Origin of the sequence: Rhodanobacter sp. B2A1Ga4, from assembly GCF_018101315.1 — a bacterium.
Classification (GTDB): domain Bacteria; phylum Pseudomonadota; class Gammaproteobacteria; order Xanthomonadales; family Rhodanobacteraceae; genus Rhodanobacter; species Rhodanobacter thiooxydans_A.
Window position 1 is genome coordinate 186,018 of record NZ_JADBJR010000004.1, and the last position, 26,527, is coordinate 212,544.

Sequence of the window (26,527 nt, forward strand, 5' to 3'; positions counted from 1 at the left end):
CACGGCGACACCGATGACCGCCACGATCTATCACAACCCGGACTGCGGCACCTCACGCAATACGCTGGCGCTGATCCGCCACGCCGGCATCGAGCCCACCGTGATCGAATACCTCAAGACGCCGCCGAGCCGCGAGCAACTGATCAAGCTCATCGACGAAGCCATGCTCACGCCGCGCGAGGCCCTGCGCGAAAAGGGAACGCCCTTCGCCGAGCTGGGATTGGGCGAGGCCGGCATCACCGATGACGTCATCCTCGATGCCATGTTGGCGCATCCGATCCTGATCAATCGTCCTTTTGTGGTGACCGCTCTGGGCACACGGCTATGTCGTCCCTCGGAAGTCGTGCTCGACATCCTCCCGCCGATCACCCTGCCGTTCACCAAGGAAGATGGGGAAGTTGTCGTGGGCCGTCCGTAGCGAGGGCCTCGGCGATCGTCCCGGTTGCTGACCCGCGTGGGTGTTTTGCGCGGGCCGTCAAGCCGTCGGGATTTCCATGCTCTACCTTTCGTCTTTGTGGCTTCGGCCTGCACGTGTCGGATAGCGGATTTGCATGAGCACGATTCAGGATACGGCCTATCCCCGATTGAAAAAGGATCTCAGCGTCCGCGACCTGACGGCGATTTACACGCCCACCGCCGACGAGTGCGCTTTTGCCGTGGCGATCTCCGCCCGTAAGCCGACCCAGGCCTTGCTGCTGATCCAGCTCAAGATCCTTCAACGCTTGGGCTACGTCGAACCGCTGTCAACATTGCCACGAACGATTGTCGATCATGTCTGCGGTAGCACCCAGATGCGCGTTCCCACCGCGCGCGAATTGAAGGCGTACGACGCATCGGGTAGCCGCTCGCTGCACCTGCAGAAGATTCGCGACTTCGTCGGCGTGCGCCGGTTTATGGACACCGATTGGACCTGGCTGGAACAGATCGCTCGCGAGGCGGCTTCGACCAAACAGGAATTGGAGGACATCATCAATGTCCTTATCGAAGAGCTCGTGCGGCAGAAATATGAGCTGCCGGGATTTACCCAGCTCGTGCGTGCGGCGCGTGCCGCGCGCAATGCGGTCAACTCGGCCATTTTCAAATCGATCGACGGACAATTGTCGGCCGAGCAACGCCAGATGCTTGATGATCTCATCGTACGGCGGCGTGGCGTCACCCTTTGGGATCAACTCAAACAGGAACCGAAACGGCCCACCGTTCGCGAAGTAGCCAAGTTTCTTGAGCATATCCGCTGGCTCAGAAGCCTGGGCCACGGTCTACCCGATACGCGCGAGATGGCGGTGACCAAACGCCATCAGATGATGCTGGAAGCCCGTGCGTTGGACGCCAAGGACATCCGTGCCGTCAAGCCGCTCAAGCGTCATACGTTGGCCGTGCTGCTGATCCAGTCCCAGCTGGAAAAAGCCACCGACGATGTCGCGAGCATTTTCATCAAGATCATGCACGGCATCGACAACCAGGCCGAGGAGCGTCTGCGCCAGTACCGATTGGATCATGCCGAGCAGACCGATCGCCTGATTGGCCAGTTTCGCGAGGTGCTGGCCGCCATGCAGGAGGGCGAGTCGGCCAAGAGCCGCGTGGAAAACATGGAACGGGTGCTGGGCGACGATCCGGAACAGTGGATCATTCAATGCGATGAGCATGCCGCCTTTGCGGGGAATAATTATCTGCCTTTCATGTTGAAACCTTACAGCGACAAGCGTGCCTTGCTGTACCAATGCCTGGAAGTGCTCGAACTTCAATCCAGCTCACAAGACGATACGCTGGTCAGGGCCATCGCCTGGATCCGGGAATGGCGCACGGCACGCCGCGAACACCTCGATGTCGCGGTCCTTCCCAAAGGGATCGACCTGAAGCGTTGGCTGCCCGATGCCTGGCACCGTTTGGTCGTGGTGGTGTCGCCCGACGACGAACCACGCATTCACCGAAAATACCTTGAACTGTTCATCTGCATGTCGATCATGAAAGACCTGCAGTCCGGTGATCTGTACTCAGCGCACAGCAACGATTTCGATGACTACCGCGAACACCTCGTATCGTGGGAGGAGTACGGCGGCGAACTGGGCCGCTACTGCGAGATCACCTCGCTGCCCAAGGACGGTGCCGGCTTTGTCGCCCAGCTCAAGGCAGAGATGTCGACATTAGCCAAGCACGTGGACGAAAGCTTTCCCGAGAATGATTTCGTACGGATCGGCGACAACGGTCTGGTCATCCAGCGGCTCGAACGCAAGCAGGCTATTTGTGCCCATCCCCCGATATTATAAAATAGCTTTCACATCAATATCTTGATGTTCAATTTTAGGCTATTCCGGGATCATTGAGGTCATGGTTCGCCTGGTTCCAGTTGACCAAGTCCACCAAGCGCGCGGCTAACGCATCGAGATCGACCCTGGTCTCGCCGGGACTGAACTCGAAGGTGCCGAACAAATTGATGTTCTGCCAAGCCACCGGCGACATGCCTCTGAGTATCTCGATGGCGGCCTCGTCTCCCGCGGTGAGCTTTTGGTCATAAATGCGAGAAAGCAACGCTGTGTTGTAGTAGATGATCGCGTTGGCGATCAGGCGCGAGCAGTCGTTCCAGATCTGCTGTTCTGCTTCGGTTTGCACGCGAAATTTTCCGCTATTGACGTAAGCGATCGCGCGGCGGAAGCGATGGTAGGCCTCACCTCGATTGAGCGCCTTCTGCACGCTCTGACGCAAGCCGACATCGTCGATGAAATCGAGGATGTAGAGCGTCCGGTAGATGTTGTCCAGTTCCCACAGGGCTTTCTTGGTCTGATTCCGCCGGGCATAACTGCTCAGCTTGCGGATGATCGTGGCCTGGGTCACCTCCTTCTGCCCCAAGGACGCCATGATCCGCTGGATATTGGGCCACTCGGCCACGATCAGCGCCTCATTGACCTTGCGTGCTGGCTTGATGAGAGCATTGCCGTACTGATTCGGTGATTTGAAGCTGACCAAGGAATCGACCTTCGTACGCAGATCGCGGTAGCGCGGCGCGAAGCGATAACCGAACGCGTGCAGCACCCAGAAATTGACCTGGTTGGTGCCGTGGGTGTCGGTCGAATGCTGTTCGGGCTTGATCTCGGAGGTATTGTTGAACAACAAGTCGAACACGTAATGACTCTCGTGCTCGTGCGCACCGATGACCTGCCCGTTGATCGGCACGTGGTTGGCCACCACCGTGCAGACGCTGACACCTTTTTTCATGCCGAAATACTTCGGTGAGTGTCGCGCGTTGATCGTGTCGATCTGGGTTTCGATGCGCTGACCGTCGCTGCTCGAATGCAAGTGATTGCCAATATTGAAAAGATGAAACGCCGACAACTGTGCTGTGGCATTGCTGATGGCATCGTTGGCGCCGCGTATGGTCTCCTGCCGCAGGAAGCTGCGGGCGGTGGCCAACAAGGAGGCATGGCTGAGACCGGAGACTTCGGCCATCTTCCACAATCCCATATTGGTACCCATGGCAACGATGCAGGCGAGAATCTCGCGAGGGTCCGGCGGCTGCTTAACGTAGCGCTCCAGCACATGCGAAAACGCTCCAAGAAATCCCGTGTTTCCGGCCACAAACCACAACAGATCGGCAATGCCGATGCCCGGAATTTGCGCGTAGAACGGGTTGTTGAGGGACTCGTCAAGAGCGGGATAAATCAGGTTCCAGCGTCGTTTGTCGCCTTTGCCGCGCACCGTGATGTGCGCATTGTCGCCATCGGCGATGTGGGCGTTCACCGCTTGAAACTTCTCGTCCAGCTGAGTGCGCAACGCGGCCAAGGTCTCTTCAATAGGGGCCTGCAGGATCGGGGCATCGAGGTCGCGCAGCACCGCCTCTTTGTCGATCCAGCGCTCATCACTGATCAGATCATCCTCGAAGCGCCGATATTCGTTGCTGTCCATGACGAATACATTGCCGGCCTCCATCGCGTCGCACAATAAACGATAGACCAGAAATTCGTACCGATCGACGTCGAGCCGCTTGGCTCGCCCTTTCTCATCGGCGGTGGTGAACAGATAGCCACGTAACCGCTTGGGAATGAGGTCGACGGGAAACGAGGCCGGGTCGATCTGTCGTGGGGTATGCCCCAGCCGCAGATGGCCTTGCAGGAAATCGACGGCCGCCATGAGTGGCGCATGTTCGACCCGGCCAGCGAAATCCAGATCGGTGAATAGGTGACGCAGGTTTCGCTTGAAGGTCGGCGAGAGCGTGGTGTAGTACGCCCACTGGAAACCGACCTTGTCGAAGGCGATGTTGCGCATGTAGTCGGCCACCAGCGGAATGCGCTCGGGACCCAGGTAGCTAAACGCTTTGGCTTTTACCGTCGCGAACGAGGCATTATCAGGAATCGTATCGTCGACAAACAGATGAAGCACCTCACCGGCGGCCTGCAGATGCTCGCTCGCATCGGTCAACGCTTGCCGCATCGCTTCTTCGCTGGCCAGTTTGGCCTGCTTGCCGTAACCCTCCACTCGAACCATGAACGCTTCGATCAAATGGTCGTTGATCTGCCGGTAGCGATGGTAGGCGAAACACAGCAGGTACAGTCGTGTGGTGGCCGGCGCCATGCGCTGCAGCTTGTAGACGGTGTAGTACATCACAAGGGATGCGAAATATTTGCCACTCTCCTGCGAGATACCTGCCGCTGCCAAAAACTGCTGAGCGAACGCATGCAGCGGTTGGAAGAGCTGACGTCGTTCGACTTCTTGCTTCAGCGCCTTGTAACTGAAATCGTTCGGTTCGTGTTTGAGAGCGCTGATTCGATACATGGATTCACCGGCTTGCAGCAACGCGTCGAGCTGGCTGCGCATGTCGGGCGTCAGCGCCTGTTCCAGCAAACCCGCCAGTCGCACGCGCTCGTTGGTGACTACCAAACCGATGATGTCTTGGAACGTGCTGTAGGCCGGTGTAACAAGGCGTTCTCGTTCCACGTAATGGAGCGCTTCGCGCAGCAGGTAGCGCGGTTGAGTCGAGCGCATGGCGATATGCTGGATGCGCTCAATCAGTGCCCCCCGTGCGGAACGGTTCCACGGGCGAACATCGAGTAGTTGCAGAACGAGCTTCTGCAGTGCGACACGTGTCGGTTGCGTGGGGGACTGAATGGCCTTCCAGGGGTTACCCGGGAAATGCCGCGCGAGGATGTGATTCACATCCTCGCGCACGGCTTCGGGTTCAACGTCGAAGAACTGTCGCTTGGCTTTGAAATAACCCAGCTGCAGCACGAGATACACACCAGTCGTACCCCGACGCGCCGCTACCGCCGCGTGCTCGGCGGCACTCAGGTCGAAGTACAGCAATCGTTCGTCTTCTGTGAAACGTGGCAGGCCGTAAAGTTCGTCGATTTCTTCGCCGGCGAGGATCGCCAAGCGGTGCTGGTTAGTCGTCATCATGTCCCACGTGCAAGGTAACTATGTCGGCCAGCCCACGTTCGATGCGAGCCTGCGCGAAGGGATCGTTCCCTTCGAGGTAGCGCATGGCCGAGTGCACATCTTTCCAGCCGACGTATTCCATCAGCGCCTTCACATCCCAGCCGTTGGTATTGGCCCAGCCGGCAAAGCCCCGTCGCAGCGAGTGACCGCTGTAGAGGTCCGGGGCGGACAGGCCGGCCCGAGTGAATAAGCGTCGCAACAGCGGAATGATGCTATTGGCGTGTAGCGGGCGTTCCGGCACGTGCCCCCAGCGATCGACCTGGCGAAATAACGGCCCCTGGATGAGCTGCGCGGCGGCAATCCAGTCCCTCGTGGCCGTGACGGGGCACCAGCGCGACAGCGCCGGAACGCGAAACGTGGTGCCCTCGTGCTGACGATCACCCTTCGTGCGTGGAAGGAAGCAAGTCATCCCCTGACCCGGCACGAGCTGAAGATGCTCGACCTGCAGGCCAATCAGCTCGTCGCTGCGGAAGCCTCGCCAGAAGCCGAGCAGAATCAGGGCACGGTCACGCCGGTACCGCAGAGCTGCGGCACCGTTGCTCCGTCCAAGCGCACCTTCGATGACCAGGTCGAGCCAATCGACAACTTTGGCCAGTTGGATCAGTTGCAGAGGCTCGGCCCGCTTTTCCATCGCTGGATGCAGGGCCTGGATTCCCTTGAGCACCTGTTTCACGACGGATGCGCCGGTTGGATCGACAAATCCTTGCGCAGTGTGCCATTGCGCAAGTGCAGCGAGGCGCTGCTTGAGCGTATTGATCGACAAAGTGCCGGCATAGGCGGCCAGATAGCGCGCCACGCTGTCGGCAGTGGCCGGCAAGTGTCCACCCCAGGTAACTTCGAAATGACGCACCGCCGACGCATAGCTGCGCCGGGTATTGGCGCGCGTGGCGGCGGCGAGGTACCGATCGATCGACGGAGGTGGCGGAGAAGCACTCATCTCAGCCACTGTGCAGTGAGGCAATCAGGGGACAGGCAATCGTGCCGTGATGCGAATCGCACTGAGCCACCAGTCGGGACAGGACCGTCTCCATGCGCTTGAGGTCTTTCAGGCGCGCGCGCACGTCGACCAGATGCCGCGCGGCGAATTCCGCCGCCTCGCTGCAATGGGTGCCATCCTCCAACGTGAGCAGCTGCGCGATTTCGTCGAGGCTGAAACCCAGCCGTTGGGCGGATTTGATGAATTTCACCCGGGCGACATCCACACCACCATAGCGCCGGATGCTGCCGTACGGTTTATCCGGTTCCGGGAGCAGGCCCTTGCGTTGGTAGAACCGAATGGTTTCCAGGTTGACCCCGGCGGCTTTGGCAAACGAGCCAATGGTCAATGGCTCTGAACTGCTTCCCATACCGGTTGACTCCGTATATGACTACGGAAGTAGCTTACGCCCGGTTCATCCCTTTGGAGAAGCCCATGTCCGTGTCCGTTGGCATCTACTCGGTGCCGCTTGTGTGCGAGGCGGTGCCGCAGATCGGTTGCGGGTGCCTTGCCAAACCCGTGTTGGCACGCCTGGAGGTTCATCCTGATATTGCAGAGGCTTGGCTACACCATCGCGGCGACGTGATCGCAATCAAATGGCTGCGTGAGCTTGGGGTCGACCAGCAGGTCGGCCTCCTGCGTGCTGCCCTCGGCGGTGACGGTGACAGCCAGGTGGCTTTGGTAGCTGCCGCGTCGTCGTCGCCGTTGCTTGCCACATTTCCGAACCCTTCGTACTGGTACCAGCGCGAGACAGTCGATCAGCTCAGTCAGGAGGAGGCGCACACCATCGCCGCCCGTCTCGTCCAGCGGCTGTCGCAAGCACGCGTTCCGTTGCCCGATGGGACTGCGCTGCAATGCGATCTCGCGTGTGCGCTACAAGAGGTTCTTGTGGTCGACGAGGCCATGCCCATCGAAGCTCGGCTTGCCCGGCTACTCGGGGTGGCGCGAGACACATTCCAGCAGCATCTCGGATCACAGGCATTGTCGCAGCTGGATGCGTGGTTGACGCCCGCGGCGCTCCTACCCGAGGACGCGGGTTGACGTGCCGACTTCGCGCCGTGGATCGTGGATACAACCCCGTGTTTCAGGCTAATGCAGGGGCCGACGCCTGCGATCTGCAGCGTCTCAGGCTACGGCTGGACGGCTTCGCCACGCGAGCTGGATCATGAATGACGTTTGCGTGTGCAACAGCGTGACCGAGGAGGACATTCGCCGCGCGGTGGTGGCAGGGGTGCGCAGTTTCGAAGCATTGCAGTGGCTCACCGGTTGCTCGGGTGGCTGCGGAGGCTGCGAGCAGGAAGCACGCCAGCTGCTAAGCGACATCATCATGGAAATCGCATGCGCACATCCGACCTTCCATCTCAGGCCGGGTCAAGATGGACAGTAGGCGTCGGCCAAGGCTCCCGTGGGTCTTGGAAAATCCACGCTTGATGTCGTACCAAAGTACGGGAGTAGGCTCTGCGCCAATAGCGGGCATTGACCGGTCGCGCGATTCGAAGATGAGGATGTCGCTGTCCGCGTGTCACCTTCAAATGAAGGCCGGAGTGTTTCTGGCCACGTACTGGAGAGTTGAGAATGAACACCGCAGCCATTCTGAAATCCGTTCTGGCAGGAGGACTCACGTTGGGCCTGACCACCGTCGCTTCGGCCGCAGGCATGCAGAGCAAACCGATGTCGATGAGTCACATGGAGAAGTGCTACGGCATCAACGCGGCGCAGAAGAACGACTGCAAAGCTGCAGGCCACTCCTGCGCCGGCCAGGACACCAAAGCCCGCGATCCAAACTCGTTCGTCGCGGTGCCCAAGGGCCTGTGCGAGAAGATCGACGGCGGCAAACTCGAACCGGCACAAAAGGGCTGAGCAACGCCATGATGCACGACGCGAGCACGCTCGCGGCGCGACCGATCTCAGCTCCTTATGGAGTCGGGATCGGTCTGCGCGCGCCACACCTGCAGCGGGTGTTGAGCGAACGTCCGCGCGTGGCGTGGTTCGAGGTGCACAGTGAGAATTTGTTTGCAGACGGCGGAGCACTGCATGCGGCGATCGAGTATGTGCGCGCCGACTATCCGCTGAGCCTGCACGGTGTCGGCCTCTCGCTGGGATCGGCCGACACATTCGACGACGAGCATCTGGCGACGCTGTGTGCGCTGGTGCAACGCTTCGAACCGGGGCTGGTTTCCGATCACATCTGCTGGGGCGCGATCGGCGGCATCCACCTCAACGACCTGCTGCCGCTACCGTTCACCCGGGAGGCGCTGGATCTGATGGTGACGCGCGTGCAGCAGGTGCAGGACGCGCTGGGCCGCGAGTTCCTGGTCGAGAACGTTTCCAGCTATCTCACGTTCCAACACGCCGAGATGAGCGAGTGGGAGTTCGTCGCCGAACTGATACGTCGCAGCGGCTGCGGCCTGCTTCTCGACGTCAACAACGTCTACGTCAATAGCGTCAATCACGGCTTCGACGCGCATGCTTATCTGCGTGCGATGCCGCGCACGGCGGTGCGCGAGATCCACCTGGGTGGATTTACTCGCAAGACCGATCTCGCGCTACCGCTATTGATCGACAGCCACAGCCGGCCGGTGGATGCTGAAGTCTGGGCGCTTTACGCCGAGGCACTGGACCTGTTCGGCCTCGTGCCCACCCTGATCGAATGGGATCAGGACATTCCCGAACTTGAGGTGTTGCTGGCGGAAGTCGGTCGCGCCGAGGCCCTGTTCAATGGTCACCGCACCCACATTGCTTGAGTTGCAACGCGGTTTCGCCAACGCCGTGCTCGATCGCGGCAGTGACTTCGCGCAGTGGGTTGTCAGTGCCGGCCTCGCCCCCGCTGCACGGTTGCAGGTGTACGGTAACGCCATCGCCAGTACGCAGATTGAAACGCTGCGCGCCACGTACCCCGCGGTGCGAGCCTTGGTCGGCGAGGACTTCTTCGAAGCCACCGCGATGCGCTATCGCCTGCATCATCCGTCGACGCGCGGCAACCTGCAGGCGTTCGGCGGCGCCTTCGCCGCGTTTCTGGCTACGATGCCCGAAGCGGCAGCATTTGCCTATTTGCCTGATGTGGCGCATTTGGAGTGGCTACGCCAGCAGTCCGCACTGGCCGCTGAAGCATCGCCACTGGCCCCGGCCACGCTCGACGACACGCCACCGTTACCCTGGCAGTTGCATCCCAGCGTGCGCCTGCTGGCCAGTGCGCATCCGGTGCTGACGATCTGGCGTTACGCCACCGCCCCCGAAGACGAGCGGCTGCAGCTGGATGGTCGCGGCGAACAGGTCGTGTTGTGGCGCGATGGCGGTGAGGTGGCGATGACAGTGCTGGACGCAGCGAGCTTCGCCTGCATCGCCGCGCTGATCGATACGCGTGATCTGGAGGCCGCGCATGCGGCGGCGCGGGCCATCGACGGGGCATTCGATCTCGCGGTTTGTCTGCGCAGCCTGCTGGAGCACCAACTGATCGCAGCGGGTTGACGCTAGAAATCCTGGCGCTTGACTCTGTACCTAAGTACGCGAATAGAGTGCTTCCATAGCTTCCCCATCCATGCAGAGCCCTCCATGAAAAATACCCAAGGCATCCAGAAAACAGGTTCCGGCGCTCTTCTGGCCGGGGGTATCACCGCACTACTGGCGTCGACCTGTTGCCTTGGTCCGCTGGTCTTGGTCGCCCTTGGGTTCAGTGGCGCCTGGATCGGCAACCTGACCGTGCTTGAGCCGTACCGCCCGTACTTTATTGGCGCAGCGCTGATCGCGATGGTCTTCGCCTGGCGACGCATCTACCGGCCTGCCGCGGCGTGCGCGCCCGGTGATGTCTGCGCTGTGCCGCAGGTCAGGACCACCTACAAAGTCTTGTTCTGGATCGTCGCAGCCCTGGTGCTCGTGGCACTGACCTTTCCCTATCTCACCCCGCTGTTTTACTGACCCGTCGGAGGATCCACCCATGAAGAAACTTGCCGCTCTCATCGTCCTTGCCAGTGCCATTTCCGCGCCTGCCTGGGCGGCTACGAAGACCGCCACCCTGTCGGTGTCCGGCATGACGTGCGCCGCGTGTCCCATCACCGTCAAGAAAGCGCTGTCCAAGGTTCCCGGTGTCGAAAAGACCGAGATCCTGTTCGACAAGAAGGAAGCCGTTGTGACCTTCGATGATGCCAAGACCAGCACGCAGGCACTCGTCAGCGCCACGACGGATGCGGGCTACCCCTCCACCGTTAAGCACTGAAGCGTCCAAGGCCATTCCCATGTCCCTTCCTAATCCTCTTACGCGCACGGCCGACAAAGCCGGCGTGATCGGTGCCATCGTCACGGCGATGGGCTGCGCGGCGTGCTTTCCCGCCCTCGCCAGCCTGGGTGCCGCCATCGGGCTGGGCTTTTTGAGCCAGTATGAGGGCGTGTTCATCCGTTACCTGCTTCCGCTGTTCGCCGTCCTCGCCTTGCTAGCCAATGTGATCGGCGGACTTCGTCATCGGCAATGGCCACGGATGATCCTTGGCATGATCGGTCCCGTCCTGGTGCTGGCGGCCGCCTTGCTCATGAGCACCATGGGGTTGCCCACGGCGTGGTTGCTCTATCCCGGTCTGGTGTTGATGGTCGCGGTATCGATCTGGGATCTCGTATCCCCGCCGGGAAAAAGTCACGGCGGAGCGAGCCGAGACCGCACCTGCTGCTGAGTGGCCGCCATGACCTTCGGCTGGCAGGGACCTTGGATCGAGCCCGCGAATAGCCAACGGTCAGGCTCCTTGGCAATACATCCGGAGATGAAACACATGAAGGCGTGGCTGATTGCCAAGAAAACCGACCTCATCACAGCGGCGATCGTCATCGGCATCGTGCTTCTGTTGATCGTCGTGGTGCCCTATTGCTGCTGATCGGGCCATGCCGCGACTGCGATGTTGGTATGACCCTCTATCGATTCAACGGTGTGCCGCTCGGCTCGAAACCGAAGCGGCACACCCCTATTTGCCAGGAACATCATGAACGAACAAACCCTTTCCGTGACCGGCATGACCTGCGCGGATTGTGCTCGGCATGTCGAAAAGGCGCTCAAGACGCTCACCGACATCGTCGCGGCCGACGTCACCTACCCGCAGGGCGTGGCGCACATCCGCAGCATCCAGCCCTTGAGTCTGGATCAACTCAACGCGACCTTGCCGAAAAACTACCGCGTCGCCGCAGCTCCGTCATCGCACGCCGACATACCCGCGGCCAAGCCGTCCAGGCTCAACCAGGCGCTGGATTCGTTGGGCGGTCTGTTCAAGCCCCGCAGCGATGTCGACACCAAGCCCATCGATGCCGAGCAGCGTCTGCGTGTCGCTGTCATCGGCACCGGCGGCGCGGCCATGGCTTCGGCACTGAAGGCCGCGGAACTCGGCGCTCGCGTGACGGTCATCGAGCGCGGCACCATCGGCGGCACCTGCGTCAATATCGGTTGTGTGCCCTCAAAGATCATGATCCGCGCCGCGCACGTGGCGCACCTGCGCCGAACCAGTCCGTTCGATGATGGCATCTCCAGTATGGCGCCGGTGGTTCGGCGTGACCGACTGCTTGCCCAACAGCAAGGTCGTGTCGACGAACTGCGTCACGCCAAGTACGAGGGCATTCTCGACACCAACCCCAACATTCAGCTGCTGCATGGCGAAGCGCGTTTCAAGGACGCGCACACGCTGGTCGTCAAGTCGATGGCGGGGGATGAATCGGAGGTCTCCTTCGATCGCTGCCTGATCGCCACCGGTGCCAGCGCGGCGGTTCCGCCCATCCCGGGCTTGAAGGAAACCCCGTATTGGACATCCACGGAGGCACTGGTCAGCGGCACCATTCCGCCAAGACTCGCTGTCATCGGCTCGTCAGTGGTTGCGGTGGAGCTGGCGCAAGCGTTTGCCCGATTGGGCAGTCACGTGACGATCCTGGCGCGCAGCACGCTGTTTTTCCGTGAAGATCCAGCCATTGGTGAGGCCATCACGACGGCGTTCCGCGCCGAAGGCATTGAGGTCTTGGAGCACACGCAAGCGAGCCAGGTCGCGTATACGAACGGTGAATTCGTGCTCACCGCCGGGCGCGGCGAAGTGCGTGCCGATCAACTGCTCGTCGCGACCGGCCGCACCGCCAATACACGCGGTCTCGCGCTGGATGCCGCGGGTATTGCCGTCAATGCCCAGAACGCCATCGTAATCGACCGCAGTATGCAAACCAGTGCGACGCACATCTACGCTGCTGGCGACTGCACCAACCAACCACAGTTCGTCTACGTGGCGGCCGCCGCCGGTACGCGTGCCGCCATCAACATGACCGGTGGTGAAGCGGTGCTGGACTTGACCACGATGCCAGCGGTGGTGTTCACCGAGCCCCAGGTCGCAACCGTGGGCCTAAGCGAAGCGGAGGCTCACCTGAAAGGTATCGAGACCGATAGCCGCACGCTTTCACTGGACAATGTGCCACGGGCGCTCGTCAACTTCGACACCCACGGGTTTATCAAGCTGGTCGCTGAGGCCGGCAGCGGCCGGCTCATCGGGGTGCAGGCGGTCACGCCAGAAGCGGGCGAGATCATCCAGGCTGCCGCACTGGCCATCCGGGCACGCATGACAGTGCAGGAGCTCGCCGATCAGTTGTTCCCGTACCTGACGATGGTCGAGGGCTTGAAGCTGGCGGCGCAGACCTTCACCAAGGATGTAAAACAGCTGTCGTGCTGCGCGGGATAGCCGAAAGGAAGGTAGAACCATGAGCTGTTGCAGCCTGCCAGTGGTCGAGTGCGTTGTTTGCGGTACGTGGATTCCTTACGACTCAGTGTTCGTGTTTGAGGACGGACAGGATTCCGAACCGGTTTGCAGCACGGCATGCCGCGCTGCCTTCCTGAAGCCGCGCTCCTTCACCGAGGAACGCGGCAAGGCGAGCATCGAAGCGAGACGACCGTGACCGCCTACACGATATCCAAACTGGCGCAGGACGCTGGCGTGAGCGTTCACGTGGTGCGCGACTACGTGTTGCGTGGCTTGGTCCACCCAGCGTGGCGCACAGAGAGTGGCTACGGCATCTTTGATGGCCCGGCGTTGGCGCGGCTGCGATGCGTGCGCATGGCCTTCGAGGCCGGCATCGGCCTGGATGAGTTGGTTCGCCTGTGTCACGCGCTGGACCGCGGTACCACCGACGTCGAAGAATGCGTGGCGCGCCTACATTTGTGGATTGCGGCACGACGCGAGACGCTGGCGCTGCTGGATCAGCAGTTGGTGACGATGGTGACTGCCCAGTCTTCGCGCGCTGAAGCGGAAAGCACCCATGCGTAATACCGATCTCAACGGAGCAACACACACCTCGCGTGGGCGAGCCTACGCCTGGGGTGTGCTCGCCTTGCTGACGTGTCCTTGCCACCTTCCGCTGTTGGCACTCCTCCTGTCAGGGACAACCGCGGGTGCTGCGCTCAGCAACCACTTCGGTGTTGCCATCCTCGGGTTAGCCACACTATTCATACTGTCATTGACGAGCGCGTTGCGAGCCTTGCGGAAGCGGTCATGACCGTGTCGCCGGCCGACGGTGCGCTGATCACGAGACCTCGACCGCAGGGGGACCTCCCCATGAATACGCTCCACACCCCCATCGTCAATTGCGCGATCTGTTGCACAGAGATCCCGCTGAGCGCCGCGCTGACGCCGGAAGGCATGGCCTACGTCGCGCACTTCTGCGGCCCGGCGTGCTTGCAGCGTTTCTCGGCGCGCGCCGAGCACGAAACGGTGCCGGCGGCGACGCCTTCCTCGGAAAGTAACAAGACGGATCAGGCTCAGAGCTAAACGCCCTGTCACCCATGAATCCCGTGCCGCCCCCAACGCCTCATGCTGATCCCGCAACCTCGTTGTTTTCGGTGCTGACACTGGATGGCGGTGGCGCCCGCGGATACCTGACCCTCAAGATTCTCGAACGCGTCGAGGGGTATCTGAATATGCTGACCGGCGTCGTGCTTCCTTTGGGTGCCCGGTTCGACCTCATCTGCGGCACCTCGACCGGCGGGATCATCGCTCTGGCACTGGCGCTCGGCCAACCGGTGAGCGAGATATCGGCGTTGTACGAGGCACATCTGCCACGCATCTTCGGCTCAGCGATGCGGCGCTTCGGGTGGATGGGGAACTTCCGCCCCCGTTACCGCAGCGATGCGTTACGTGAGGCCATGCAAGCCTTTTTTGGCGACCTGACGCTAGCTGAGGTGCAGACCGATGTCTGCGTCACTGCAGTCTCGCTGATCAACGCTCGGCCTCATCTGTTTCGGAGCGACTATGTCAAGCCAGGGGTATGGCACGACGATGATCGCCTCGCCGAACTGGCGCTGGCCACATCCGCTGCACCGACCTTCTTCGCTGCTCATTCGACGGAACATCTGACCGACCTCGTCGACGGTGGGCTGTATGCCAACAATCCCGCACTGCTGGGTGTGGTCGAGGCGTTCCGGTTCGGCCGCCCGAGTCGTCGCGGCATCGCACCGCCCTACGATCTTGGTGCCACCTGTCTGGAACAACTGGCCGTGCTGTCGGTGGGCACCGGCGAACAATGCGCCATGCCCTACGACCCGGATCGCTTGCGTAGCGGTGGGCGCCTGGCTTGGGGCGCGCATTTCCACAACGTCGTCAACGAAAGCCAGTCGCAGTACATCAATCTGTTGGCGGCAGGCCTGCTCGGCTCGGCTTACCACCGCGTCAACCCCCACCTGGATTTTCCGATGGCCATGGACGAGGTACGCCGCCTGCCAGCACTGAAGAACCTGGCGGACCTATCCGAACAGGATGAGGAATTCCTACGCACCCGAATTGCCGCGTTCTAAATTACGTAGGGCCTTCACGTGTGACGGACAACAATCCCCTTACCGAGTTAAAGGAGAGCGCCATGGTCAAACCGTATGATCTCGTCGTGATCGGGACCGGGACTGCCGCGATGGTGGCTGCGATGCAGACACGTGCCGCCGGCTGGCGTGTGGCGGTCATTGATTACCGTCCCTTCGGCGGTACCTGTGCTTTGCGTGGTTGTGATCCTAAAAAGATGTTGATCGGCGGCGTGGATGCCACCGATCACGTCCGACGGATGCGGGGTAAAGGCGTGACCGGAAACGTCGCGATCGACTGGCCCGATTTGATGACGTTCAAGCGCAGCTTCACGGATCCCGTGCCGGCGAACCATGAACAGCGATATCGCGAAAAGGGGATCGATACCTATCATGGGCAAGCCAGGTTCACGGGGCCGAACACCATCGCGGTCGGTGATGACTGCCTCGATGCCAAACACGTAGTGATTGCCTCCGGTGCGGAACCGGTCAAACTGCATATCCCGGGCGAGGAGCATCTGGTCACCAACGAGGACTTCCTGGCGTTACCGGCGTTGCCGCAGCGTATCGTACTGGTCGGTGGCGGCTACATCGCGGCTGAGTTCTCGCACATCGCGGCTCGCGCCGGCGCACAGGTGACCATTCTTCAGCATGGTGCGCGCCTGTTGAACGGATTTGATCCGGATCTCGTCGGGTGGCTGATGCAGGCGTTCGATATCCTCGGCGTGGATGTGCGTCTGGAAACCACGGTCGAGGCGATCGAAAAAACAGTCGCTGGCTACCGGGTGCGCTCAAGCTCCCATGGTGAAAGAACGACCGTCGACGCCGATCTCGTCGTACACGCCGCCGGGCGAGCGCCTGCCCTGGAATCGCTCGATCTCGAAGCGGCGGGCATCGCCAACGAGCACGGTCGCCTCATTCTCAACGAGTACCTGCAGAGCGTGTCCAATCCCGCGGTTTTCGCGGCGGGCGACGCCGCCCAGGCCGGACCGCCGTTGACACCCGTATCGAGCCACGACGCAAAAGTGGTGGCTGCAAACCTCCTCAAGGGCAATCACCGGCGACCTGATTATCGGGGCGTGCCGAGCGTGGTCTTTACGATCCCGCCCATGGCGACCGTGGGGCTGAGCGAAGCCAAAGCCCGCGAGGAAGGGCTGAAGTTCAAGATGAAATCGCAAAAAGCCTCAGGCTGGTTCACGGCCCGCCAAGCGGCCGAGCCCGTCTACGGATTCAAGGTGTTGGTCGACGAGGCCAGCGATCGCATTTTGGGCGCCCATCTCGTGGGTCCGCATGCCGAAGAAGTCATCAATCTCTTCGCACTCGCGATCCGCCACGATCTCACCGCTGCGGACCTGAAGAACACGATATTCGCTTACCCAACCGGCGCCTCCGACATTGGTTACATGGTCTGAGCATTCGATTGATGCCCGGCCGTTCTGGCTAGCCGCTCAGTGTCAGGCATCTGTACGGGAGTCGGGCGCCTTTTTCGCGTCTAAGCAGCATCGGGCGGGATAATCCAACATTATCCCGCCTCAGAAATTACGTTTCTCTCTGACATTATTCGTATTGATTGGTATGTAATTACATGGTATGTAATGCATTATGAAATCCATCGGGGACTGGTATGGCACGTGGCGGCTTGTACAAGATCGAGGTCCAGAAGGCGCGAGACAGTCTGTTGGCGCAAGGAAAGCATCCGTCGGTCGACGCCTTACGGGTGGCCTTGGGTAATACCGGCTCCAAGACCACCATCCACCGCTATCTGAAGGAGCTGGAGGCCGAGGACGGGCCTCGTGTCGGCGCGACGGTGGCGATCAGCGATGCCTTGCAGGATCTGGTCGGCAGGCTGGCCGAACGCCTGCACGAGGAGGCCGAAGTCCGGATCACCGCGGCGCAAGAACGCATCACGGCGGAACGCCACGCGCTGACCGCAGCTGTGGAACAGCACCGCCAAGAAGCCACAGCGCTCAGCACGCAGCTTCAGCGCACCGATATCGCCCTGCAGGACGAAAAGGCTGCGCACGAACAGACCCAGCAGGGGCTTCGTGATCGCGCGTTGCTCGTCCAGCAGTTGGAGGAGCGGGTCGCCGGCATGGCTACTCGGTTGACCGAGCACGAAGCGCACATTCAGTCGCTGGAAGACAAACACCAGCACGCCCGCGATGCCTTGGAGCACTATCGGACGGCCGTCAAGGAACAGCGCGATCAAGAGCAGCGCCGACACGAACACCAGGTGCAGGGACTGCAGGTCGAGCTGCGACAAGCCAATGACACCGTCACGAGCAAGAACCACGAGCTACTGCAGCTCAACCGCGATAATGCCCGGATGACTGAGCATATCAATCAGCTCGACAAGGAGTTCCGCCAGTTCCGCACCGAGCATCAGAAACTGCAGCACGCCTACGACGCGAATCTGCCGCTGGCCAAGGAGCATCCGACCCTGCAGATGCGGTTGGCTCAGGCCGAACAAGGGCAGGCGCATCTGCAGGCCCAGCTCGGGGCGGCCGAAACTCAACTGACCACCGAACGGGACCACCGGCGAGAAGCGGAGACCCAGCGCGCCGCCAGCCAAGCACGGCTGGACGTATTGGAAGAAACATTTGCTCGACTGCGCAACGTCAATACATCTGACGCCCATGAGGCTGAAGTGGTACTGGATGCGGCCAAGAAACTTAGGCCGCAGTAACTACTTGAAAAACTTAGAAACACGTGTCGGACTATCGCTGTGCTTGGTACCAGACCGTGCCAGGAAAGTTATGCCAGCGCGCGCTCGTGCCAAGAGACTTATACAACGCGCGCCGGCATGCCAAGAAATTTATGCAATGGAACTCAATCGACCAAAAAACTTTGGCCGCTGAGTTGACCAAGGCGGCTAGCTTTCGCGAAACAGCCTGAGTGACCTCATCGCAGGTGTCGCTCCGCGAAGGTCCGACGTGCTCCGATCGATAACAAATGCGCTTCGCCACCCGCCAGCAGTCCGGATTTGCTCTACGGTAGCTCCAGCACGCGCCAAATCCATGGCGCCCCCAACGCGGGGAGAGTAGGCAGTGAAGTACCCAATGAGGCCAGCCGCCTGAGCCCGTCGACGAAAGATGCGGCTGAGCTCTTGCGATCTAAGAGCCAGTGACGAGGCGTCTTTCGGTCCCTTACGCCGTCCCCCGATTGGCCTAGCAAGCGGGCCGTGCAGAATACCCGCCGCTTCGCACCAACGAAGGACTCGCCTCAGGGTATCCGGCGAGATCCATCGCGTATCGGAGTAGGCAAATGCCGAACCGTTTTCAGGTATGAAGCAAACTTGGCCACTCCCGTCGGCGGATTCGATGATGTGCTCCCGGCAAAGCTCGACCAGTTCCGATGGCTTGAAGAGCGTGTCGAGAGCCAGAGCCAGCAATGCACCGTCGCGAAGTTCGTGCAGAGAGTCGCCGAGGGTAGCCAAGACCTTAGCGACGTTGACCGCATTCAATTCGTCGGCTTGCGAACGTTCAGTCTGTCCATTGAGCTCAAGCTTCGCCATGAGTTGATCCCAACGAGGCTTCCACGATCGCTGCTTTGACGGAGGGATGAATCCTCGGGCTTCGTGCGCTTGCCCTACGCTGTAGAGGAGGCGCCTGATCGTGGAGACTTTAAGGCCTTCGTCGATCGCATCCTCCAACCAAGCCGCGACTTGGTCCTCGGAAGCTGGGATCGGCATCACCTCCATCCGCTGGCACCACGAACAGTACCTCGCTAGGTCTGACTCAATAGCGACCCGTGTCCGTTCGCTGTGGCTATCCAGATGTTCATAGAGAGTCATAGGTGGTTCCTTGCGTGGTGGTTACAGGAAGCTGGTAGCCGATACGGATATGCAGCGTAGGGTCGAACGAAACCAGCGCGATCGGCTGGCCAAGAATCAGTGCGAAGTGGGGCTCCTCACGCCCGGATCGGATGTACTCGACTGTGGTGCGAATGTTGTCGATGGCACAAAGCGAAGTCAGATACGAAAGGGCATGCGCAAGCACCTTCGCTGACCGCGACTGCATCGCCCACAAGGTGAGCTCATCCATCGGTGTTAGCCAATCCGCGCCCGTGGTTGCTTCCGGCGATGCATAGACAGCAAGTAGCAACTGCCGTCCGACACTTTTTGCGCTGGCGATCGATGCGTTGACGGCAGCTGCAGGAACCCGATCCGGGTCGATTGTCAGGATTGGAAAGCCAAGCACAGAGATGTTCGCCGAGCTCACCTCAATAGTGGTCGCCGAGAAGTTCAGCGCATCGAGCTGGCGTCGGGCATCCAATCCGTACGCTACGACCTGATCGCAGTGCTCCTTGAGGACAGGACAGGGGAGGCCTGGTCGTAAGAAGGTTGGCTGCCACCACGTTCGCAGGATCGCTCCGACTTCCTCGTTGCTTGTCGCATGCCCGATAGAGTGTTCGTCGAACCCAGACCGTGCGAATGGAGAGGAGGCGCAAAGCTCGTCGCTGCCCCGAGGAAAGGCATTTTGTGAGACAAACCTGTAGTCCTCCCTCTTATAGAGGCGACCCGCGGGAAGAAGGCGAGTCGTCTTTCTTGTTCGACCCGTAGAGTGGAGATACTCGTGAATCGCGCGAGTCACCTGATCCTTCGGCCACTGATGCATGCCGAGTAGCGCTTTGTTGCGTTGGTAGTGATCAATCCCACAAGGACAGTGAAGAAGTCGGAAGTCGGCACTGCGCCCCTTGTGCGGTAGCAATGAGCGCCCACACGTACAATTTTTAACAAGGCCGTCTCCGTGCCACGGACAGGTCGCGATCCACGGCAACTGGTGGAGCATGGTGTGGAATCCATACGCAAGACACTGGCGGCAGCCGCGCAGAAGGTCTGCGTGAGCCTCGGATTTGTCGCTAAAGGGATGCCAGTCCTCCCAATGGTGCGGAAGAAGGTCATGCTCCCGACCCCAAAGCGATGCCTCCCAGCCGTCCATCTCTTTCCATGGAACGATTCCGCCGCGGAGCCCTGCTTGAATCGTGGAAGTTGTCTTGAGCACTTCGGGCAATTGCGTCAGCCAAAGGCCATTGAGCCGTGAAAGTCTGTAGGCGCGCCCAAAAGAGGAGATGTAGGGGACCTGTGCAAGATCGCCACCGATAAGCCTTTGGATCTTGGTAAGTGCCGCAATGTGTCTATTCATCCGCGCAACTGCCTCGCGCGAGAGAATTCCAATTTCAAGTAGCCAGCGCGCATGATGGCCTCCTTGATGCTTTCGTAGGAGAACTCTCGAAAGACCTCTTGGCCACCTGCGATATGAACCAGCAAGCGCTTGACGGCCAGTTCAAGAATCATCATCGGGAAGTCACTCTGGCCGTTTAGATTGGCCTCCTTTCGGATCTCGTCGACGGCCTTCACGAATTTCTGTGCATCACTGGCGAAGCGCCATCCCTTTTCGTACGCCTGAGGCGCGAAGTACGCGCTAAACGGGACACCCTCGTGTTCCATGGCGTCGTAGCGACCCAGCGCTTCCGCAATTTCAGCAATGCCGACCAAGCCACGAAAGGTGTGATCCGCCATAAAGAAACGGCGGACAACGTGCGGCGGCATGTCATCGATCTGGCAGCGCCGGTTATCCTTTTCAGCCGATGAGTCATCCGACTGGTTGACGAACACGCAGAAGAGCCGATACCCGTCCAGGCTTACGCCGTCGTCTATATTGGCGAGGTACTCATAGTCATCCTTGCTCAATCGCTGGGCTTCATCGATGAACAGGACGAATCGGCGGGCGGCCATCTGCTCGCACTCGGCTGAGATCCGGTCGACGATGTGAGAGAGGCGATCAATCGCTGCGGCCCGTGGATGGGACGTAAGGTTGAGCGCTCCTTGGATCACCTTATAAAAGACATTGTCCGATCCGTTACTCCGCCGCGGCATGCTCACCCACGCGGTCGGCGTGGGCTGCTTGAGCCAACTGGGGTGCGAGCGAAGGTAGCGGGACGCGGTGGATTTTCCGTCTCCGGATCGCCCGGCCACTTGAATGCCTCGGTAGCCATCCTCCAGCGCGATCAAAATAGCCTCGGCCAGGAGAATCGTCGGCCGGGTGGCGACTTCGGGACGCCCTTCATCTTTGAACATGGGATGCGTGCTCATGGATCAGTCCTTCACGTGGTCAAAGGAAACGCGGCCAGTGAGCGGCGTCTCCGTGGAGGGTTTCACGTCTTGAGGAGCGGCTGGGTCGGAAAACGACACGGTTATCGCCCCACTGGTGGTGAGTTGCATCAGGCGAGCGATCTGATCAGCGGCGTTCGCGCGGCCTTCTTGGCAGCTCTTGAGCGTGAAGGCTGCGTAGGCGGAAATCGCGCTGTGCGCGCCGCGGATTTCCAGTTCGCCACTCCGGCTCAGCTTGAGAATGCGACGGCGCGTGGTGATGTCGTGGCGATGGATGTTCCAGGGCGACGACGCGGTCAATGTGCACACGTGATTGAGCGATTCGTCGATGAGCACCAGCGTGCGCAAATCTTCGAGATCAATCTGGGCTTTGTAGTTACTACCCAACAGGTCCCAGTTCTTGTCGAGAGTAGGGTGGCGATAAACGACACCCATAAAACGCACATGGACGGGTTTATTGTGGCGCTGGGAGCCGCGAAACCTGACGGTACGAATTTCAGAGGTCAGTGCCTTGGCATCCAGTTCGTTGTGCGGCGGTGACGGCCAGAAATGCGGGGTATTGGGGTAGTTGAGAAGGATGTCGATCGGGCTGCGATTTTGCCGAGCGGGCAACGGCGTGATGTTGTAGCTGGTCATGATCACGTCCATGACGTCTTCCAGTGCCTGGAAAGAGATGGGGTGATCTGTGCTTCGCCATTCGGATACGGGCGTGGCCTTTTTCCCGAGGTGACGTGTCGGGATGTAGCCTCCGGGCAAATCGCGGAGTGCACCAATTTCCAGGCGGTTGAAGAAGTGCTCGACCGCGGGCCTCCCCTCCGGCGTGTGCGGTTTGCCCAAGTGCAAGATGCCGTCGTAATTGCCCACCCATGCTTCGAGGGGCAGGCTCGCCTTATGCGCCAAGGCGTTGTCCATCGCCGTGACCCGGCCACTCATGGCCCCGAACTCTAGGTTCTGCGGCATGGTCGCACCCGGCTCGTAGTTCAAATCGGGAACACAAAGCGCCCTTGGAGTCCACGGGCGCAGGGAGGATGCATAACATTGAGCGACATCGAGAGCGGTGTATCCGCGCCCGAAGACGATCTTCCACGCCAACACAGCGGAGGAGTCGACCTCAACGACAACCAGAACCCAGACTTTCGAAATCTTGAGCTTGATGGGTTCCCCGCGTGCGTTGGGCACTTCCAGCATGAAGTGCACATCTTTGCAGTGGGCATCAAATTCACAGCGGTCGTACGGTTGGCGATGAAACAGTTGGCTGAGCGACTGGATCTTGGGCTCAGGCAAAGTCGTTGCGTCGAGGTTGCCGGCAACGAGCGCGTCTTTGCGCATGCCCCTGATGTAGCGAGCAAACGCCCGTCTTCCCTTGTCTTTCTGGCCCAGCGGCCAACAGTTGTTGCCGAAGCGTTTCGAGACGATTCCGCGAATCTCTCGCATCAACCGGCAGAACGAGGGCGGCAATCTTCCGGGCGGCAGGGGCGCAATGAAAGTGCCGGTCAGATCCCGGACTTCGGGGAGTACTTTTAACAGGGACTTGAGCGCATAGGGCGCACCCTGGGTTGGAACGGAAGCAACCATCTCCGAGGTTTGGCGCGCACCCCAGGGCAGGCACGCCCGATAGCCGTACAGTCCTCCATCTGGGGCGACCGAAAAGGCCTTCGCGATCACGCTGGTGAGTGTCACTCGGTTGACCCCGTGGTCTATCGCCGCGTGACGCACCGAGGCGCCAAGTATGTAGGCCTGCAAGGCATCGCAGCGCGACTGGAATTGCGCCTGATGGCGATCGAGGACGAGCCTTTGATCCGGACGCTTCCAACGGAGCGCATCCGCCATTTGTGCAGCGGAGACGTCAGTAGCCATCATTCGCCCCCCGCGTCAGGCGACTGTGGCTGCTGAGCGGCAACTCCTTCTGAAACCCCAGCCAACCCTCGTGCAGCAAGGTGCACGTAGCCATACGCACTACATCTGCCGGGATTTGGCTCAACGACCCTTCAATTTGCTGGAAGGAGAGTGAGGTCACGACCGGAGAGAACAGCTCCTTCACCCTCCCAGCAATGGAGGGAACCTCGGCACGGCGTCGCGCTGCTTGGATGTGGGGTAAAAGGCGCAGGTAATTGGCAATGGATTGCGCTCGATGCTGCAGGTCGTGCTCAAAGACGAAACGTAGTGAAAGGCCTGCTCGATGGGCGGCCTGATCCCAAACGGTGGCGTCCTTGGCCTGGAGGCCGCCCTGGACACGTTCGCATTCCTCGATACCTTGGACTGCCCAAAAGGTTTCGCGGCCGTCGGTCCCGCGTGTCCAAAAGTCGAGCTCCACGGTACGGCCTGAATACAGCTCGAGGCTGCGTGGCCGCTCGACCACGGCTTCCGCCGCCGGGTCAAACTCGTTTTTGAGAAAAAAGGCCAGGCGGGTAATGCCGACAAGCGAGACGGCACGTGCGGCCTTTGGCGAATAGGTGATGTAGACATCCTCATTGCTGAGTTCGCTTGCGGTGAGGGCCCGTGGATCGAATGGAAGGGCTGCCGATGACATGAATTTTCTCCAAGTGAATGCGTCGACCCTGCCGGTGATGGCAGATCGATTGAGTGCAGGCTGGGGTGGTAGGCGCGTCCCAGACACGAGCGCCCGCTGGGCAATGCGCCCAGTCATGGAAGGCGTCGGTGGTGGGGCGCGCGTTTTGGCGCAGCGAGGACTAGCCGCTACGACGAAGGATTGGTGGCACCACGGAGCGCGTCGCGGCAGTTGGGTAGGCCGACGATGTGTAGATGCGTGGAGTTCTTGCGGCACGAATTTTCCCAATGGGTGAGTCAACTTCCTGGTTCGAAACCAGGCAGCGGGGAGCCGCGGCCGCCCAAGAAAGGGCGCCCGTTGCTTGACTAGGGAGGGGATCGCACACTAAATTGCGGGCAAGTCGTGTACCAGCAAAATCAAAGTCCGTAGCGTTGGCGCGCTGTGGGCTTTTTTTGTGCGCGCGGGATTGGCGGCTAAATCGACTAGACATCCATCGGATGGGACCTCCTGCGTCTACGGGGGCGGGTAGAAACCCAACCAAGGCGCTTGAGCTAAGGACTTCGGGGGTTGGGACGGTTAGTCAGGCTGGTTTGCCTGCTTGCGCGCCTCTTCGAGCGAAGCTAAATATTCCGCGACCGCCTCGGCGGTTGCGAACCATCCTCGCCGTCCCGTCATCTTGACGAGCTGCACAGGCAACTGACCACGGCTATTTGCTTTGCGGATGGCGCCAACGCTGGAGTACCTCAGCACCACGGCCAAGTCTGTCAGTGTCAGTACGTCACCGAATCGGGTGCGGAGATCCGCTTCGCGCTCTGTCTGAGTGGCCATCTATGCAATGTCTTCTGCAGTCTTGGTAGGGCGTGCTTGGTCACACGTCGGCCCAACGGTAGGGCTTGCTAGTGCTCGGATCGAGACTCGTGAGTTGGTGTGCAGCGCGCATTGCAAAACATTGGTCTAGACTTCACGACACTTCGGTGATAGGAGCGCGCAGGCGCGATGAGAACAGAACTACGCATCCTGGCAACCCGACTTTGGGTGCGGCACGCTTGGCAGGCGTCAGGTGACACCAAGATAGACGCGTTCATCGACCGATTCGACGCCTACGCATCACCTCAAAGTGGCGATGGCTTGAAGCGAACACTATTGAGCGAGTGGAGGCGCGGAAAGCGGTATGTGAGCGAGACCTGGGTCAATCGATTCGAGCAGGCGATTCCCGGGACGAAATGGGTCCACGCGGTCGGGACGTTGTTAACGCCGAACCGTCTGAGCGCCAACGCTGCTCGAGGTACGGTCTCACCATTTTTCGTGACGGAGCCCAACAACGAGAGACGATGGATCATGCTCTACGATGGTGCACCTTCGCCGACGGAATGGGAGGATTCTGCGGCACTCGCCCTGCGTGGTGACTTTTTCGGCTTCATCGCGATATTGGCGCTGGTTCGAGAAGCGTTCGCTTGTCTCGACTACGATCGCCTTTGTCAGCACCTGGCGGCTCTGTACACGCTACTACCGTCTATTGCTCGGATTGATTGGGTGCGCCCTGATGTGGGCCTGCTCATCCAGTGCATCGAAAGCATGATGGCTAAGGATATCTATTGGCTCCCAGCGCGTGTCGAGATCGATTGGCAAGAATTTTCGTGAAGAAGTCGAGTATCCCCGGCGCTGGGCTTACGATCCGCCGTGGATTGTTTCGAAGCGCGGCGATAGGCCCGAAAACGCGCCGAATCGACTATTACGCCGTCCGGTGCCCCTCTTAGGAGGGGGGTTGCCCTTGGCGGACTACGTCAGCCCACAGAAGAACGAGGTGCAACAAAACAATACGCCGCAGCGCACATCCTTTCTCGACCGGTTGTTGAATGGCAAGGAGGCCTAAGGGAGAGCACTTACGCGTGTTCAATGGCCTGTAGAAGCCTATCTTGCTCAGTGGCATCCAGCGCGCTGAAGGCACGGATCATTCGAGCAAGCCGTTCGTTGTCGGCGTAGAGATACGCCAGCGGCACGCCGAGCGCTTTCGCCAGGCGCTTCGCCGTCGCTTGATCCGGGGCATGAACGTCCTGCTCGTATCGATTGATGCGTGTGCTAGCCACGAAGGGATCCAGACCGGCGAGGATGCCCAGATCCTTCTGGGATAGACCGGCATCCTGACGCGCTTGCCTCAGCCGCTTGCTGAAGATGGATGACGGTTCGCTTGGGCGCGACATGGAATTCTCGTGGAGGATAACCCCTACGAGATTCGTTGCTTTGCCGCGTCGCCGATACTACGATATTCGTAGTTTTGCTGATAGCCTCAGCGTTTGGCCACCCTACGACCGATAGGAAACCAGTCCATGCTCCTGCAACTGGTGTTCGAAGATCAGTGGTCCATCCCCGTGCCGATGGACGATCGGCTCGGGGAGGCGCTTGGCGTGCAGCGTGAGCGGGCCTGCCACGAAGAGTTCGACCTCGCATTTGTTGAGCGCTTGTCAGAATGTTTTGCGAATTCGCTCGCAGCATGCCTTGATCCCGACCTGCAGCTGCCGACCGACAGCCAAGTGAAGTACGCGATGGACATCGCTCGCGAGTTGGGTGTGTCTTTACCTGCCGACGCGCTACGCTTCCGCGGTGCGGCGCACGACTTCATTGACCGCTTCGAGGACGTCTTTCGCGCGAACCGCGAAAGACGCCGGCGCTTGACGAGCCCACCCGGCGGGTAGCTTCGTCGGAATGATCTGCCAATAC

The 26,527-nt window shown here is 60.3% G+C and carries 27 protein-coding genes and 2 pseudogenes; 20 read left to right on the forward strand and 9 right to left on the reverse strand.

Translation table 11 applies throughout. From position 1 onward, the window contains the following. Window positions 1–13 precede the first annotated feature (13 nt). Both arsC and IMW82_RS14010 read left to right on the forward strand, forming a co-directional pair. Window positions 14–418, forward strand: coding sequence for an arsenate reductase (glutaredoxin) (arsC, locus tag IMW82_RS14005; protein ID WP_211005092.1), 405 nt, complete (start codon window positions 14–16; stop codon window positions 416–418). A 133-nt stretch (window positions 419–551) separates the two neighbouring features. Then, window positions 552–2,234, forward strand: a pseudogene (locus tag IMW82_RS14010) (DUF4158 domain-containing protein); the annotation flags it as partial. 64 nt (window positions 2,235–2,298) lie between these two features. Here the strand turns inward: IMW82_RS14010 and IMW82_RS14015 are convergent. From IMW82_RS14015 to merR, 3 genes and pseudogenes are all read right to left on the reverse strand, one after another. Further along, entirely contained in the window at window positions 2,299–5,382 is a 3,084-nt protein-coding gene (locus IMW82_RS14015) for a Tn3 family transposase (protein ID WP_211005093.1), read from the reverse strand. Window positions 5,383–5,422: 40 nt separating this feature from the next. Beyond that, window positions 5,423–6,361: pseudogene (locus tag IMW82_RS14020) on the reverse strand (site-specific integrase); the annotation flags it as partial. 1 nt (window position 6,362) lies between these two features. Further along, complete coding sequence (gene merR, locus IMW82_RS14025) at window positions 6,363–6,770, reverse strand: Hg(II)-responsive transcriptional regulator (RefSeq protein WP_211004970.1); 408 nt, start codon at window positions 6,768–6,770, stop codon at window positions 6,363–6,365. A gap of 65 nt (window positions 6,771–6,835) precedes the next feature. Here merR and IMW82_RS14030 point away from each other — a divergent pair, with 65 nt between their 5' ends. From IMW82_RS14030 to IMW82_RS14105, 16 genes are all read left to right on the forward strand, one after another. After that, a complete protein-coding gene (locus IMW82_RS14030; RefSeq protein ID WP_244754335.1) occupies window positions 6,836–7,441 on the forward strand; it encodes a hypothetical protein in 606 nt (201 codons plus the stop codon). Window positions 7,442–7,565: 124 nt separating this feature from the next. Further along, a complete protein-coding gene (locus tag IMW82_RS14035) occupies window positions 7,566–7,787 on the forward strand; it encodes a (2Fe-2S)-binding protein (RefSeq protein ID WP_211004972.1) in 222 nt (73 codons plus the stop codon). A 188-nt stretch (window positions 7,788–7,975) separates the two neighbouring features. Beyond that, the gene (locus tag IMW82_RS14040) at window positions 7,976–8,260 is read left to right on the forward strand and encodes a DUF2282 domain-containing protein (RefSeq protein WP_211004973.1); all 285 of its coding nucleotides are present in this window, start codon (window positions 7,976–7,978) and stop codon (window positions 8,258–8,260) included. Window positions 8,261–8,268: 8 nt separating this feature from the next. Continuing rightward, complete coding sequence (locus IMW82_RS14045; RefSeq protein WP_244754336.1) at window positions 8,269–9,144, forward strand: DUF692 domain-containing protein; 876 nt, start codon at window positions 8,269–8,271, stop codon at window positions 9,142–9,144. After that, complete coding sequence (locus tag IMW82_RS14050) at window positions 9,119–9,868, forward strand: DNA-binding domain-containing protein (RefSeq protein ID WP_211004974.1); 750 nt, start codon at window positions 9,119–9,121, stop codon at window positions 9,866–9,868. The genes IMW82_RS14045 and IMW82_RS14050 overlap by 26 nt, the downstream gene beginning before the upstream one ends. An 84-nt stretch (window positions 9,869–9,952) precedes the next feature. Continuing rightward, the gene (gene merT, locus IMW82_RS14055) at window positions 9,953–10,315 is read left to right on the forward strand and encodes a mercuric ion transporter MerT (protein WP_211004975.1); all 363 of its coding nucleotides are present in this window, start codon (window positions 9,953–9,955) and stop codon (window positions 10,313–10,315) included. 19 nt (window positions 10,316–10,334) lie between these two features. Next, the gene (merP, locus tag IMW82_RS14060; protein WP_211004976.1) at window positions 10,335–10,613 is read left to right on the forward strand and encodes a mercury resistance system periplasmic binding protein MerP; all 279 of its coding nucleotides are present in this window, start codon (window positions 10,335–10,337) and stop codon (window positions 10,611–10,613) included. Between the two features lie 19 nt (window positions 10,614–10,632). After that, window positions 10,633–11,061: an organomercurial transporter MerC gene (gene merC / locus IMW82_RS14065; RefSeq protein ID WP_211004977.1), complete on the forward strand. Its 429-nt coding sequence runs from the start codon at window positions 10,633–10,635 to the stop codon at window positions 11,059–11,061. Between the two features lie 303 nt (window positions 11,062–11,364). Then, window positions 11,365–13,086 (forward strand): mercury(II) reductase, encoded by a 1,722-nt coding sequence (gene merA, locus IMW82_RS14070; protein WP_211004978.1) that lies wholly within the window; start codon window positions 11,365–11,367, stop codon window positions 13,084–13,086. Window positions 13,087–13,296: 210 nt separating this feature from the next. Continuing rightward, a complete protein-coding gene (merD, locus tag IMW82_RS14075) occupies window positions 13,297–13,668 on the forward strand; it encodes a mercuric resistance transcriptional repressor MerD (protein WP_211004979.1) in 372 nt (123 codons plus the stop codon). After that, complete coding sequence (merE, locus tag IMW82_RS14080) at window positions 13,661–13,897, forward strand: broad-spectrum mercury transporter MerE (RefSeq protein ID WP_211004980.1); 237 nt, start codon at window positions 13,661–13,663, stop codon at window positions 13,895–13,897. The genes merD and merE overlap by 8 nt, the downstream gene beginning before the upstream one ends. 59 nt (window positions 13,898–13,956) lie before the next feature. Beyond that, complete coding sequence (locus tag IMW82_RS14085) at window positions 13,957–14,169, forward strand: DUF3330 domain-containing protein (protein ID WP_244754337.1); 213 nt, start codon at window positions 13,957–13,959, stop codon at window positions 14,167–14,169. Window positions 14,170–14,183: 14 nt separating this feature from the next. Continuing rightward, the gene (locus tag IMW82_RS14090; RefSeq protein ID WP_211004981.1) at window positions 14,184–15,191 is read left to right on the forward strand and encodes a CBASS cGAMP-activated phospholipase; all 1,008 of its coding nucleotides are present in this window, start codon (window positions 14,184–14,186) and stop codon (window positions 15,189–15,191) included. Between the two features lie 62 nt (window positions 15,192–15,253). Next, on the forward strand, window positions 15,254–16,600 hold the full coding sequence (locus IMW82_RS14095) for an NAD(P)/FAD-dependent oxidoreductase (protein WP_211004982.1): 1,347 nt from the start codon (window positions 15,254–15,256) through the stop codon (window positions 16,598–16,600). 227 nt (window positions 16,601–16,827) lie between these two features. After that, the gene (locus IMW82_RS14100) at window positions 16,828–17,874 is read left to right on the forward strand and encodes a DNA-binding protein (protein WP_345777136.1); all 1,047 of its coding nucleotides are present in this window, start codon (window positions 16,828–16,830) and stop codon (window positions 17,872–17,874) included. 609 nt (window positions 17,875–18,483) lie between these two features. After that, window positions 18,484–18,741, forward strand: a complete 258-nt coding sequence (locus IMW82_RS14105) for a hypothetical protein (RefSeq protein ID WP_136257093.1) — start codon at window positions 18,484–18,486, stop codon at window positions 18,739–18,741. 226 nt (window positions 18,742–18,967) lie between these two features. Here the strand turns inward: IMW82_RS14105 and IMW82_RS14110 are convergent, their stop codons facing one another. From IMW82_RS14110 to IMW82_RS14130, 5 genes are all read right to left on the reverse strand, one after another. Next, window positions 18,968–20,332, reverse strand: coding sequence for a hypothetical protein (locus IMW82_RS14110; RefSeq protein ID WP_211004984.1), 1,365 nt, complete (start codon window positions 20,330–20,332; stop codon window positions 18,968–18,970). Further along, on the reverse strand, window positions 20,329–21,282 hold the full coding sequence (locus IMW82_RS14115; RefSeq protein WP_211004985.1) for an ATP-binding protein: 954 nt from the start codon (window positions 21,280–21,282) through the stop codon (window positions 20,329–20,331). The genes IMW82_RS14110 and IMW82_RS14115 overlap by 4 nt, the downstream gene beginning before the upstream one ends. 3 nt (window positions 21,283–21,285) lie before the next feature. Next, on the reverse strand, window positions 21,286–23,160 hold the full coding sequence (locus tag IMW82_RS14120; RefSeq protein WP_211004986.1) for a hypothetical protein: 1,875 nt from the start codon (window positions 23,158–23,160) through the stop codon (window positions 21,286–21,288). After that, the gene (locus tag IMW82_RS14125) at window positions 23,147–23,830 is read right to left on the reverse strand and encodes a hypothetical protein (RefSeq protein ID WP_211004987.1); all 684 of its coding nucleotides are present in this window, start codon (window positions 23,828–23,830) and stop codon (window positions 23,147–23,149) included. Before IMW82_RS14125 ends, IMW82_RS14120 begins: the two co-directional genes overlap by 14 nt. Before the next feature lie 555 nt (window positions 23,831–24,385). Beyond that, window positions 24,386–24,637, reverse strand: coding sequence for a hypothetical protein (locus tag IMW82_RS14130; protein WP_211004988.1), 252 nt, complete (start codon window positions 24,635–24,637; stop codon window positions 24,386–24,388). A 345-nt stretch (window positions 24,638–24,982) separates the two neighbouring features. On the opposite strand from IMW82_RS14130, the gene IMW82_RS14135 reads away from it, so the two are divergent. After that, on the forward strand, window positions 24,983–25,450 hold the full coding sequence (locus tag IMW82_RS14135) for a hypothetical protein (RefSeq protein ID WP_211004989.1): 468 nt from the start codon (window positions 24,983–24,985) through the stop codon (window positions 25,448–25,450). A 242-nt stretch (window positions 25,451–25,692) separates the two neighbouring features. Here IMW82_RS14135 and IMW82_RS14140 read toward each other — a convergent pair whose 3' ends face one another. Continuing rightward, window positions 25,693–26,010, reverse strand: coding sequence for a helix-turn-helix transcriptional regulator (locus tag IMW82_RS14140; protein WP_211004990.1), 318 nt, complete (start codon window positions 26,008–26,010; stop codon window positions 25,693–25,695). Between the two features lie 126 nt (window positions 26,011–26,136). Here IMW82_RS14140 and IMW82_RS14145 point away from each other — a divergent pair, with 126 nt between their 5' ends. Then, window positions 26,137–26,502, forward strand: a complete 366-nt coding sequence (locus tag IMW82_RS14145) for a hypothetical protein (protein WP_211004991.1) — start codon at window positions 26,137–26,139, stop codon at window positions 26,500–26,502. Window positions 26,503–26,527: the final 25 nt, after the last annotated feature.